A 13,862-nucleotide genomic window follows, 5' to 3' on the forward strand; every position below is an offset into this window, starting at 1 on the left:
TAATTCTTTTGAACTCATTTGATGATCTGTTTGAGTCAACCTATAGCAGGACAAGACAAAGAAATTTAAAGAACTTGGTTCACGGATAACGCTGATTAGGCTGATTATAACGGAATAATAATCTTAAAATCCGTCTTCATCCGCTTAATCGGTGTTATCCGCGAACCATCGGCTTTCTCTATTCTCAACTAAGAAAAAATGCCTTCACTATAATATCCTATCAATCAGAGACAAAACTGTAAAAGGTGATAAGGTGAAGGCAAGTCAAAGTAAATTAAATAACAGCAAAACAGGCAAAATAAGCAAGCTAAAATCGCTCAAGGGAGCGATGCCTTACGCTTCAGTAGATGTAGGCTATCACTCCCTTGAGTGTTAGGCAACGCCCCCTTGAGTGATAGACAACACTCCCTTAGACGATTAAAAACGACCTTGATGTTTTTTAAAATCATTAGGTTGATTGAAAAAATCATAAGGACAATTGATAACAAAGATACGGTCGATTGACGACAAACTCCTATCGTTTGCAATCAATCGACCGTATGCTAAGCAACAGGTGTCAATAGCTAAAAAATCGCCGGGCCTATCTATTAATCAAGTGAGTCCGGAGGAGTATTCTGACGTTTCTTAGCCATATTCTGATATACGGAAGGTGTGAAACCTGTCACTTTCTTAAATATCAAATTAAAATTGGCATTCGATTTAAAACCTACACTTTCCGCAATGGCAGCAATCGTATATCCGCCATAATTTTCTATATCAATCAGCTTCCTGCAAGCCTCTTTAATTCGATACTCATTAATAAAAGCATTAAAGTTTTTTCCATAGCACTCATTTATCACCTGAGATACATATTTTGTACGAGAATTTACGAGTGTTGCCATCCTGTCTAAGTTAAACTCAACAGAACAGTATTCCAATGTATTATCCATTACATTCTGAATGGCCTCCTGCAAATTACGCTTTTCTTCTTCACCGATAAAGCTACCTTGGTATTTCACCTTATTCTCCACACTATCATCCGGTTCTGCCTGCTTTTCATGTTCAATTTGAACCTGCTGACGTATTTTCTTCTGTATGTCATCCGACTTCAATATTTCCAGATTCTTATTAAACAATTCATCGTTAGACTCTTTCAATCTCTTGTTTTGGCGATACAGCATTAACAACAGTAATAATATGACAATAAAGGCACCGACTACGGTAAACAATATTTGTTGCTGAAGCTTTATCTGATGGTCTTTCATCATCTGAACATCATTAAGATGATAGATTTGTTTTTCTACTTTATCCATTTCATGAAGAAACTGCATATCCTTAATATGCCCGAATCCTTGTATATTAAAAATAGAATCAGCTATATTAAGATACTTCTCCTTATAACTAAGATACTTGGGTTTGTCATTCAACTGCCGATAAATCTCTGAGAAATCATTGTAGCAATCAGCCAATAAATCCATATACAGATGTGAAGAAACAATATTCTCTCCCTGCTCCAAGTAATAAATAGCAGAATCCATCTTATTCATATATGAATAAGCCTTTGAGATATTAGATAAAGAGGAGTATTTTAGTTGGTTCGGATTCTCACAACTGTCCGCATATTGAACAGAGCGAAGAAAATAGTCGAGTGCCTCACTATATTTATTCTGTTTCAAACTTATAGCTCCATTACTTATGCACAAATAATAATCAAAAGTCGGGTTATTATTTGAATGTTGCTTATTAAGGAGTTTCAAATGTTGTTGAGCCTTTTCATAGCCTTTCAAATAACAATTAAGTCCGATAAGATTCTTCAACACAATATTTTGAATTTCTTCATCCTGATTCTTGACTCCTAGTTCATAAGCTTTCTCACAATAACTTTCCGCAGTAGCATAATCTTTATATAAATAATAGACATGCGCTATATTGTTATATATTTTAGGTATATACGTCTGATAGTTCTTTTGTTCACAAATCTCAAGAGCCCTTAAGAACATACTCAAAGCTTTCTCATAACTATTGTACTTCAAATAAATAACGCCACACCTATTAAAGGAATGTGCACAAAGTTTACTCATTTCAACAGAGGCTTCATCATTATATTTTCCCGAGACAATAGAAAAGCAGACCAAAGCGCTGTCCAATGAATTCTTTTTATAATAAGAGTCGCCGACCTCAGCAAGAGAGTCCACATCAAAATCTTTATAATAATTATATATTAAGCCATATTTCGTTTCATTTATAGAATAAAACCAATAAGGCAGCACTATAAACAAACAAAGAAGTAGAATTCGTAACTTGTTAGAGGAAACTATCATATGATTTAATCTTATTTTGCTTACAAAAATATAATTTTTATCATAGAGAAATATATTACAAGCCGTTTTTTTCATCTATTTTATCTTTTAAGATGAATAGAACAACAGACAAAAACAGCCTTTTCATTTACTAAATCATGATTTAGAGTAAACTTGAAATATAAAATAGAAAGATTTTTTCTTCGATTCATATATTTGCAGATACCATTTTTAAACGAAAATATAACGAATATGAAAAAAAGTCTATCCCTTCTTTTATTGGCATTTTCTTTAAATGCATTCTCGCAACCTAAAGCTTATTTATTTGAAGATGACAATCAATATGCCGGTGGCTGGTTCAAACAAGTATCTAATGATGGCAGATATGTTGTCGGAGGCAATGCCCCTAATTCAATTGTATTCTTGCTTGACACAAAAACAGGTGAAGCTAAAAAAATAACAGGACCGGTCAGCTATGTCAGTGCAAATGATGTCAGTAATAATGGTATCATAGTAGGTATGTTCCAAGACCCGGAAGCTATTAGAACCAAAAAAGACGGAACAACTGAAGCTTGTATAATTCCGGGAATATATAAAGACGGTACATGGATTGCAGTAGAAAGAGCCCCCGAACTTAATGGCGGACAGGCTTATGACGGAGGAGTAAAATCAATCTCCGGTAATGGTAAATTAATGGGAGGATATCTACCCTACAATAATTCAATGACAAAATTCGAACCTGTAATATGGGGAGAAGATGGTAAAATCATTCAAAGGCTTCCGTTCTACGAATCAAGTCAAGGTGCCGCTATTTGGAGCATGTCTGATGACGGCAAGGTTGCCTGCGGATGGTATGACGGTTCTATGTACGGAGATATCATAATCTGGAAAAACGGAGAAAGAGTCGATACCGGAAATTATAGCGGGCAGGGTGTAGTCGTATCCGCAAATGGTAAATACGTAGGTGGCGGCTGTGGAAAAGGGATGGTACGCCCAAGCAATAAACCGTTTATCTGGTCGGAAGAAGAAGGGCTCACTATAATCCAAGATGGTCCGGAAGGAATCTATTACGGTTTCGTTCAGGGAATCAGCAATGACGGTAAAACAGCTGTCGGATATGTAGGTTTAGATTCGGATATGACAGTAGGTCGCCATCCATTCATCATAAAAGACGGAGTATATCATGATTTTGATACTTGGATGAAAGACAATTATGGCCTGTCCGGCCCTTACGGCAGTTCTTTCTGGGCTATTTCCGCTATGTCAGCCGATGGTAATGTAATTTGCGGAATCGGTTATTATGACGGTGCTCGTGCTCCTTGGGTAGTTGTACTCGATGAAGCCCAAATTGGTGTCGGTATAAATTCCACGAAAGCTCAGGAACCAAATGTGAAGATTGCATTTGAACCTACTACTAAGAATTTGAAAATAACAGGTGAGTACAACTCTATTCATCTTTATAACAATACAGGGGCCTGTGTACTTACCAACAGCGAAGGAGCAGAAACACTCAACGCTTCCAACCTGGCTAACGGTATCTACATTGCCAAAGTGATGAAAGACAATACTTCACGCTCCATTAAAGTCGTGATCTCACATTAAAATATTTATTTATTAATTCTCTAACAAACTCGCTTATGAAAAAACATTATTTAGGCCTTTTGAGCGTCATGCTATGCGCATTGTTTTGCTCGAATGCTTTTGCAGAAAAACTGGCGTATGGATTTTGTGTAAACAATCTCGATGAAAATATAAATCCACCATATCTATGTACGGTTGATGTAGAAACTTCTGCTGCAGAAATTGTAGACACCAAAATTCAGGATTGCACTGTAGGCACTCCAGTAAGTGGTATTTATGCAGAAAAAGATTATTATTTACTTTCTAAAGTAAATGCTAAAACCGGACTATACAAAGTAGATTTAAAAGGAGCCTTGACTTCATACACTACTATTGTAGCAGAGACAAAACTCGATGGAACGTACACTGCCCTCACAGCTATAGCGTATGATCCCGCTGCAAAAATCATGTATGCTACCTCAACCAATGCTTTGTATACACTTAATATGGAGGATGGAACATTAACAAAAGTCGGAAATATGACGACTAAATGTTATGCTATCGCTTGTTCCAGCAAAGGAGATTTATACGGTTACAGTTGGAAAGGAGAACTTCTAACCATTGATAAAACATCAGGGGCACAGACTACCGTTATGACGGTCAATGAAGATTTTGATGGTGCCCCAATGAATGTATCTCTCTTTTTTGATAATGAAAATGATAAACTATATTGTTATTATGCCGATTGGGATTGGTACGATTACCTAGTAGAAATAGACTTGGAAAATAAGACTGTATCAAACAAAAAGCATAGCCAGAACGACACTCAAATAGTGGGCTTAAGTTTTCAAACAACACAAGTACAACCAATAGAACCGGAAGGTGTAAGAACTGCCTATGGCATTCACTACTCAGCAGATGTCACAGAAATTGTTTCATTCAATGCTAATGATGTAACAGAAGGAACAACACACGTAGCTGATTATTCTTTAAAAGGTACTCCTCATGCTGCCACATACGGCAAAAATGCTTACTATGTAGTAGGACAGGGAGATGATAACAAAACTCACCTTTACAAAACCGATGATATGACCAATGGCAGTGAGTACACACAAGTTGGAGATGCTACCATTGAATTGCTTGTAAAGGATATGGCTTATAACCCATACGACAATGTTATTTATGCAATTGCCGACAGTTCAAGAGTAAGCGAAAACAGTATACTTTATACAGTAGACTTAACCACCGGAGCCTTTGTAAGAAAGCAATATTGTATAGGCAAGTACATTGCTTTGGCTGCTTTGAAGAACGGACAATTATACGGTATTACAACAGAAGGTAAGTTCAACAAACTTTATGCAACAAGCGGTCAAGGTAAGAATGTAGGAAGTGTCGATATAAATACATTCAGTACAAACTTCCCATGCGATTTGGAATTCGACTTGTCTACATTGAAACTTTATTGGAGCTATCAAAATGAAGGAAAGAACGGAACAGAAAGTTATTTAGCAGAAATAGATGCTGCTACAGGAAAGATATTATCGCAAAAAGCCTATAAGGACAAGGAAGCGGTAATCGGTTTATACTTCCCGGAAAAAACTGTTGAACCAAGTGCTACATGGTATGGATACTGCTATGCCAATGATAATATACTCGACGGAGAAACCGGTAAAAATGAGAGTTTCGTATCATTCGATCCTGAAAACCTGGCATCCATATCCTTACTTCCAACTACTCTAAGCGGTGTAGGTTCCGGTACTTATGGCGAAGGTGGTCTTTATACATTTGGAATAAGATCAAACGGTTATGGTGCAGACCCAACTTCTCTTAATCTAATAGACGTTGCCACATGGACTTCTACTAAAATAGCCGATATACCATCCGGCGTTCCGGTAATGTGGGATATGACGTATGATTATTCCGGTTCTATGATCTATGCTGTTTCTTTCGAAGGAGATCCTGACCCTAACATGGTAGGTAGCCTTATCAACACTTACAGCAGTTTGTTTTCTTTCAATCCTGCTACGAAGGAATGGACAAAAATAGGACGTCTGAACAAGGATTATCGTGGAATAGCATGTTCGTTAAGAGGAGAGCTATACGGAATGACGACAGACAAGCATCTTTGCAAAATCAATAAGATAACAGCAGCCGAAGAAGTATACATGACAACAGATATTCTTGTAGAAGAAACACTCCAGGCTTCTTTAGAGTTCGACCATGGTACAGAAACCTTATATATGACTTATTTCGCCAAAGCTGTTCCGGCAGAAAAGCGTGTAAGTAATGCATATCTGGCTAAATTCAATCTTGAGGAGAAAACAATAACACAGAAAACATTCCTTGGATTAGACAAAATATGTGCATTGTATATCCCATTTGAACGTGACCCGAACATTCCGGCTAAGGTTTCAGACTTTACGGTAACACCGGGCAGATACGGAGATTTATTAGCTACCCTCAAATGGACAAACCCGACCAAGACTTTAGGAGGAGATGCTTTGGGTGCTATTACGAGTATCGAGATTATCCGTAACGGAGAAACGATTCATACGGTAACTGAAGCAGCAGAATTAGCCTCTGGAGCAAAAGTTACCTATGAAGATGAAACTCCGACGAATGGTTTCAATAACTATGTAGTTAATGTTATTAATGAAGCCGGTGTAGGTGAAGTCAGCTCTAAGCTTGTATTCGTAGGACAAGACCAGCCTTCTGCTCCGCAAGAAGTGAAGTTGACCGTAGAAAACGGAACAAAAGCTATCCTGACATGGAAAGCTCCGACTACAGGCGCAAATACCGGATGGCTAAATCCTAACGGATTAAGTTACAAGATTACCAGACAACCTGACAACTTTGTAGTTGCAGAACAAACTACATTGTATACATTCACTGAGAATATTGACGTGCTGAATTATTACTATTATGAGATAACAGCCAACAATGCACAAGGCACAAGTGAAGCGGCAAAATCCAATTCCGTAGTGATCGGTACTGCCATGGCAGTTCCTTATGAATGTGACTTCATGTCTGATGGCGATTTGGGTCTTTGGACAACCGAAGGAACTTGGACGATTACCGGCTTAGGAATTGATGGTGAAAGCCGCGGTTTACATCATGCTTACAACGGACCACTAGCAGACGATTGGGCATATTCACCTGCCATACTGTTAAGCGGTGACAAAACATACAAACTGAAATTTGACGCACGCAGTGTCGTAGGTACAGGAAAGGAAAGTATGATGGTACGTGCCGGAACAGATAAAACATTTGAAGCACAGACCATAATGATCATCGATCTGCCTTCAGTAGGCGGTACTCCGACAGCATTGGAAGGATACGAAGCTAATTTCAAAGTTCCTGCAGATGGTAAATACTATCTTGGATTCTATTGCTATTCATCTGAAGATGTAGACGCTGAAAAGTTCACATACGAACTTCAAGTATCAAATGTCAAGCTGAATGAAACAACTCCTGATAATATCGATTTGAACTCAATGGACGATACTACTGTTTACGCTATTGACGGCAAGATTTATATAAACGGAGAGTATACTTCCGCTACTGTTTATAATCAGTTAGGAGCTGTATGTTCCACAAACGCAACTTTAGCAACAGGTATCTATTTTGTTAAAGTAATGAACGGTAACGCATCAAAAACGTATAAGGTGTTTATTAAATAAAAGTGTTCTGAATCTACCACTAATAAGGCTGCTTTCGCAAGAGAGTAGCCTTATTTATTATATAAGATTTATACCCCCTACGAAATTTTTGTCGCGGAGCTCATTACCAGCACTTTACCTTTCAAAAAGCCTCAAATAAGAAAACTTGTGACATTAATCTCCCTTATGAGTGCGAAAAATTTGTCGCGCTTTTTGCATGGTCTATAAAAACGCACTACATCTTCATCCCTAACGCACTACGTCTTCCGGTCGAATGCACTACGTCTTTCGTATCATTCATAAGGACTATTTCGCTTAACCGTTAAGGAGAATCCGGTTACGCCTTCCGAAGAGAATCGATAAACAACCGTATCATTCAAAACAGACATAAGGAGTCAGTTTCTCCAGATCTTTGGCGGTAAACTCATCATATAGCGCCAATTGTTTCAGACTGCTCAACTGACCTTTCTTCTTCCGATACTCCATAATCACTTTTGCCTGATAAAAATTCATATATGGATGGGATTTCAGGCGTTCGATACTTGACTTATTCAGATTCATCCTGCGAATTGCTCTTTTATCCACGCTAAACCACTTATTGAGTGTATCCGATACATGAGCCAATTCCTGTAATTGTTCCACTTTATAAAAGCCGCCCAAACGGGAACGGTAATTCGTAATCATCCGGGCTATGCCACTACCGATGCCCGGAATCTTTTTCAAGTCGGAAGTATCCGTCCGGTTCAAATCCACAACAGTGCCGAAAGCATACTTAAATTGATGATGCAATGTATCTTTCGACACTTCTTTAGCAGCGAAACGGATGGTATCCGATTTCTTCTGATAAGCCTCATCAATACGGATATAGGGTAACAAGGTTCTGAATTGCTCATCAGTTATACCATATATTTTGGCAAAGGATTGTGGCGTGCGGAACTTGCCTCCTTTGGCACGGTAACGTAAAATGTTTCCCGCGATATAAGGCTTCAAACCTAAACGAACAAATTCTGTGGAATCCGCTATATTGGGATCAAACGGAACAAGCACTACCATCGGCTCTTTTTCCCGGAAACGGGATGTTTTATAATGAATACTGTCAAGCGTATGTATGGACGCCATAAATTCATTATATACTTCCAAACGGTCTTCATTATCAGAAAAAAGCGTAGGCTTACTCCATTCGGAATAAAGAAAGACCCCTCCTGACACACCGGTTACCAACAATACAAAAAACGCAAAACCACGCTGTTCACTTTTCGTGAAATAAAAGAAGTCTTTCCACATGTATAAAGGCTTATATAAGTCCTAATTCATTGACAAAGATAAGCGATATAGCGACAGGAGCGATATATTTCAGAATAAAAATGAATAATTTGAAATAACGTACTTTCAATTTGCCTCCGTTGCTGATTTCCTCCCATACTACTTTCTTATCCAAATACCATCCCGTAAAGATAGCGATCAACAAACCACCCAAAGGCAGCATAATTTTTGCCGTAACAAAATCAAGCAAATCAAAAATACCGAGACTAAACGCCGTGTAATCTTTAGCAATACCCAAAGACAAGGAAGCGAATATGCCCAAGAAGATACAACCGCCCGTTACCAAACCGGCAGCTTTATTCCTCGAAATCTTAAATTCTTCATGCAGATACGCCGTAACCACCTCATGCATGGAAATAGTAGAAGTCAGAGCCGCTACCGCCAACAGGATATAAAACATCAATGAAAAGATATAGGCAAGAACGGGAGCACCGCTAAACGCCTGCTGAAACACATTCGGCAACGTAATGAATATAAGACTCGGTCCGGCATCCGGCTTAATACCGACTGAAAATGCAGCAGGAAATATAATTAGTCCGGCAAGAATAGCTATCACCGTATCCAATACCCCAACGCTGAGAGCTGTCTTACCGAGATTTGTCTCTTTACTAAAATAAGATGCATACGTACACAGACAACCCATGCCTAGACTAAGTGAAAAGAATGCTTGTCCCAAAGCTCCCAAAAACACATTCGAATCGACTTTGCTGAAATCCGGCTTCAACAGAAACTCAAGCCCTTTTTCCGCTCCGGGCAAAGAAAGCGAGCAGCCAACCAAAACAAAAATAATCACCAAAAGCAACGGCATCATAATCTTTGATGATTTCTCTATCCCGTTCTTCACCCCTTTTACAATGATAAAATGAGTCATTAACAAAAAGAGAACCAACCAAAGTACGGGTCGGAAAGGGTCTTGCGAGAAACTCTGAAAAGCATTAATAAAATCCTCCGGACCTTTCTTCGCAAAGCCATCAGCTCCGGCTTCTATCACATATTCCAATGTCCAGCCGGCAACCACCGAATAATAACTCAATATAAGAAAGCCCGCCAGGACTCCCATAAATCCGACCCATTTCCACTGCGTTTTGGGAGCCAACACTTCATAAGCCCTTGCCGTATTCGCTCTGGAATGCCTACCGATAATAAATTCGGAAATCATAATAGGCATGCCGAGAATGAGCACACACAATAGGTAAATCAAGATAAAAGCGGCACCACCGTGATTTCCGGTTTCATACGGAAATCTCCATATATTACCTAATCCGACAGCCGAACCGGCCGAAGCCAGTATCACTCCCAACTTACTACCAAAGTTTGCTCTTTCACCTTTACTCATAAAACAATGATAAATCTTACAATTTGTTATATTAAGCTCTCCAAATATGCAAATGTATATAATATTTCGTACTTTTGTTGCTCATTAATAAAGAATTATTGTATGTTCAGTTATCTTAAGAAGTATCCGTTATCGCTTACGATCATTGCCATAGTCATCTATCTGTCCTTTTTTAAGCCTCCGCACACAGACCTGGATAAGATACCAAATATGGACAAGTTAGTGCATATCTGTATGTATCTGGGCATTTCCGGAATGCTTTGGCTGGAATATCTTTTGAAACATAGAAACAAATTCAATGCGAAAAGGATTTTCTTCGGAGCCATTTTAGCACCTATCCTTTTCAGCGGATGTATCGAGCTTCTTCAGGAATATTGCACGACCTATCGCGGAGGTGACTGGCTGGACTTCGCCGCCAATTCTTTCGGAGTAATTCTGGCAAGCCTGATCGGTTATTTCATTCTGCGCCCGAAACTGATACAGAAATAAAATATAATCCGTACTTTTGTCGATTATTTATATCGTCAATATGGCAAAAAAGAAGTTCTATGTCGTGTGGGAAGGTCTGAAACCGGGAGTATACACCTCTTGGACCGATTGTCAATTACAGACAAAAGGTGTGGAAGGCGCCAAATACAAATCATTCGACACAAAAGAGGAAGCCGAACGTGCACTCGCCTCATCTCCATATCAATATATCGGGAAACAGGCAAAAGCAAAACCCAAAGCATTGCCTGCAAACATTAGTACGGAGTGTTTGGCGGTGGATGCCGCATGCAGTGGCAATCCCGGTCCGATGGAATACAGGGGAGTTTATCTGCGCACAAATGAAGAAATCTTCCATTTCGGTCCTACATTGGGAACCAACAATATCGGAGAGTTCCTGGCCATCGTTCACGGTCTGGCACTCCTAAAACAAAAGAAGCTGACAATGCCTATCTATTCCGACAGTAAAACAGCTATTAGCTGGGTGAAAAACAAGAAGTGTAAAACGCTACTGACACGTGACGCTCAAACAGAAGAGTTATTCCAACTCATCGAACGTGCTGAGAATTGGTTGAAGAAAAACAGCTATTCTACCAAGATTATCAAATGGGAAACACAAGAATGGGGCGAAATCCCTGCTGATTTCGGAAGGAAATAATGATGATTCTTTCAGTATGAACAACAAGAAAGAATCATCAGAATAACAAAACAACAACTTTACTTCTTACCGTAAAGCACCGGATTCAAACTCGGATCATTATACATCTTCATCTGTTTATACACTTTCATGTATTTTCTTCCGGCTTCAATATCTTCAATCAATTGGTTAATAGCTGTGGAAAGATCTTTTTGCTGCTCCAACAAGATGTTCAATTTCGTTTCACATTGCGCATGATGCTCCGGAGTAGTATCCGCACGCTCCACCTCCTGACGCATATGATAGATTTTTAATGCCAAAATAGACAAACGGTCTACAGCCCACGCCGGGCTTTCCGTATTAATTGTAGCATTCGACAAAATCTTCACATCCTTATACTTATCCAGGAAGTAACTATCAATCAGCTCAACCAGATCCGTACGGTCCTGATTGGATTTATCGATTCTTCTCTTTAAAGTCAGTGCAGCTACCGGATCAATGTTCGGATCACGGATAATATCTTCAAAATGCCACTGCACCGTATCAATCCAATTCTTCAAATACAGATAATACTCAATTGTCTTTACCTCATAAGGATTCGCTATTGGGGTATCAACATTATCAGTAATATGATAGTCACGGATAGATTCTACGAAAATCTTATTACATAAATCAGTAAAAGTCATAAGTACCTTTTTTAGTTAGTGAGACAAAGCTATATAAAGTTTACTAATTCCACAACTATTATGAGTGAATTTTCATACCTTTGTCCTACCTAAAAGTATTTCATACACAATGTCTGTTAAACTATCAAATATTTATAAATCATACGGGAAGCAGGAGATACTCCATGATGTTAGCTTTGAAGTAAAATGCGGTGAGATAACCAGCTTTTTGGGAGTCAACGGTGCAGGAAAATCCACGTGCATGAAAATCATTACCGGCGGACTTGTGCAAGACAAAGGCGAAATATATATCTGTGGTCATAACATTATCGAAGATCCCTTATCATCAAAGAAGCAAATAGGTTATCTTCCGGAGAACAATCCTCTTTATCCGGAAATGTACGTGCGCGAATATTTGATTTATGTAGCAGGGCTTTATCATCTGACAAACGCATCTCAAATAGTAGATGAAATGATAGAGCGTATCCGGCTGACAGATGTTTGCGGTAAAACCATACATACGTTATCCAAAGGCTATCGGCAAAGGGTAGGGCTTGCACAATCCCTATTACACAATCCCTGTATATTGATTCTGGATGAGCCTTTCTCCGGTTTAGACCCCAACCAATTAGATGAGATGCATGATATGCTAAGAGAATTGGGAAAGGAAAAAGCAATCCTTTTTTCTTCCCACTCGCTTCAGGAAGTGAAAGATTTATGCCAGCATACCATCATTCTTCACAATCACAGGATTGTAGCCGACGCTCCAACCGAAGAGCTTATCCAAGAAATGTCTTTAGAAGATAAATTTAAACAATTAACGCAATGAAAGTTATTGTAGACGATAAGATACCTTATATTAAAGGAAACATAGAACAAGTTGCCGATGAGGTAATCTATCTTCCGGGAAACCAGTTTGTATCAGAGACAATACAGGATGCAGATGCCCTAATTATCCGGACGCGCACATTGTGCAACCGGGAACTATTAGAAGGCAGCCGCGTAAAATTCATCGCAACGGCAACTATCGGTTTCGATCATATTGATACCGAATATTGCCGGAATGCAGGTATCACATGGACAAATGCTCCCGGATGCAATGCAAGTTCCGTCGCACAATATATTCATTCTGCACTCTTACTTTTACAAAAAAAGGGTTACGACCTCAAAAACTCCTGTATAGGCATTATCGGTGTAGGAAATGTAGGAAAGAAAGTACAAAAGGTTGCAGAATTATTAGGATTAAAGGTATTACTAAATGATCCTCCCCGCCAAGAACAAGAAGGGAACAACGATTTTACAGACTTGGAAACCATCAAGCGGGAATGTGATATCATCACCTTTCACACGCCTCTCAATAAGGAGGGAAAATATCGCACTTACCATTTAGCAGACCACGATTTTTTCCAATCCCTGAAAAAGCAGCCTGTCATCATCAATACCTCCAGAGGCGAAGTAATCGAAACGCAAGCTATCCTCAACGCTCTGCAAAACGGCACAATATCCAATGCCATTATCGACGTATGGGAAAATGAGCCGGGCATTAATTTAACCCTGCTCAATAACGTGTTTTTAGGAACTCCTCACATAGCCGGATACTCAGCAGATGGTAAAGCAAATGCCACCCGTATGTCTCTTGAAGCTCTTTGTGATTTCTTTCATTTACCCAAGAACTTTCACATTGCACCTCCCGAACCGGAACAGAACATTCTCAAAGGAATGAAAGAAGAAGACGCCTATCTATTAATGTATAATCCCGAACAAGATAGTATAAAATTAAAAGAACATCCGGAACTATTTGAGTACCTGCGAGGAAATTATCCGTTAAGAAGAGAAAAGGAAGCATATCTCCGTCTCTGAGGTTTTAAAGCATTTTAACTAATGCCGAACCTAATAAATATTTTATTTCAGTATTTT

Annotated in this window: 10 protein-coding genes; 6 read left to right on the forward strand and 4 right to left on the reverse strand. The window is 39.0% G+C overall.

From position 1 onward, the window contains the following. Nucleotides 1-587: 587 nt before the first annotated feature. Nucleotides 588-2,300, reverse strand: coding sequence for an AraC family transcriptional regulator (locus tag DXB63_RS12560; protein ID WP_158563680.1), 1,713 nt, complete (start codon nt 2,298-2,300; stop codon nt 588-590). A 231-nt stretch (nt 2,301-2,531) separates the two neighbouring features. Here DXB63_RS12560 and DXB63_RS12565 point away from each other — a divergent pair, with 231 nt between their 5' ends. Together DXB63_RS12565 and DXB63_RS12570 are read left to right on the forward strand one after the other, a co-directional pair. Continuing rightward, on the forward strand, nt 2,532-3,881 hold the full coding sequence (locus DXB63_RS12565; RefSeq protein WP_122126772.1) for a T9SS type A sorting domain-containing protein: 1,350 nt from the start codon (nt 2,532-2,534) through the stop codon (nt 3,879-3,881). Between the two features lie 35 nt (nt 3,882-3,916). After that, nucleotides 3,917-7,519: a hypothetical protein gene (locus DXB63_RS12570; protein ID WP_122126773.1), complete on the forward strand. Its 3,603-nt coding sequence runs from the start codon at nt 3,917-3,919 to the stop codon at nt 7,517-7,519. Nucleotides 7,520-7,870: 351 nt separating this feature from the next. Here DXB63_RS12570 and DXB63_RS12575 read toward each other — a convergent pair whose 3' ends face one another. Both DXB63_RS12575 and DXB63_RS12580 read right to left on the reverse strand, forming a co-directional pair. Beyond that, nucleotides 7,871-8,782, reverse strand: coding sequence for a helix-hairpin-helix domain-containing protein (locus tag DXB63_RS12575; protein ID WP_122126774.1), 912 nt, complete (start codon nt 8,780-8,782; stop codon nt 7,871-7,873). A gap of 10 nt (nt 8,783-8,792) precedes the next feature. Further along, entirely contained in the window at nt 8,793-10,157 is a 1,365-nt protein-coding gene (locus tag DXB63_RS12580) for a sodium-dependent transporter (RefSeq protein WP_122126775.1), read from the reverse strand. A 102-nt stretch (nt 10,158-10,259) separates the two neighbouring features. On the opposite strand from DXB63_RS12580, the gene DXB63_RS12585 reads away from it, so the two are divergent. Continuing rightward, nucleotides 10,260-10,646, forward strand: coding sequence for a VanZ family protein (locus tag DXB63_RS12585; RefSeq protein WP_122126776.1), 387 nt, complete (start codon nt 10,260-10,262; stop codon nt 10,644-10,646). 40 nt (nt 10,647-10,686) lie between these two features. Then, nucleotides 10,687-11,301 carry a viroplasmin family protein gene (locus tag DXB63_RS12590; protein WP_122126777.1) on the forward strand — a complete coding sequence of 205 codons (615 nt, stop codon included), beginning with the start codon at nt 10,687-10,689 and terminating at the stop codon, nt 11,299-11,301. Between the two features lie 59 nt (nt 11,302-11,360). On the opposite strand, the gene DXB63_RS12595 is transcribed toward DXB63_RS12590, so the two are convergent. After that, nucleotides 11,361-11,966, reverse strand: a complete 606-nt coding sequence (locus tag DXB63_RS12595; protein ID WP_122126778.1) for a DUF4254 domain-containing protein — start codon at nt 11,964-11,966, stop codon at nt 11,361-11,363. A gap of 109 nt (nt 11,967-12,075) precedes the next feature. Here DXB63_RS12595 and DXB63_RS12600 point away from each other — a divergent pair, with 109 nt between their 5' ends. Both DXB63_RS12600 and pdxB read left to right on the forward strand, forming a co-directional pair. Further along, nucleotides 12,076-12,774 carry an ABC transporter ATP-binding protein gene (locus DXB63_RS12600; protein ID WP_122126779.1) on the forward strand — a complete coding sequence of 233 codons (699 nt, stop codon included), beginning with the start codon at nt 12,076-12,078 and terminating at the stop codon, nt 12,772-12,774. Beyond that, nucleotides 12,771-13,805 carry a 4-phosphoerythronate dehydrogenase PdxB gene (pdxB, locus tag DXB63_RS12605; protein ID WP_122126780.1) on the forward strand — a complete coding sequence of 345 codons (1,035 nt, stop codon included), beginning with the start codon at nt 12,771-12,773 and terminating at the stop codon, nt 13,803-13,805. Before DXB63_RS12600 ends, pdxB begins: the two co-directional genes overlap by 4 nt. The last annotated feature ends 57 nt before the right edge of the window (nt 13,806-13,862 follow it).

It is taken from the genome of Bacteroides sp. OM05-12 (genome assembly GCF_003438995.1).
Classification (GTDB): Bacteria; Bacteroidota; Bacteroidia; order Bacteroidales; family Bacteroidaceae; genus Bacteroides.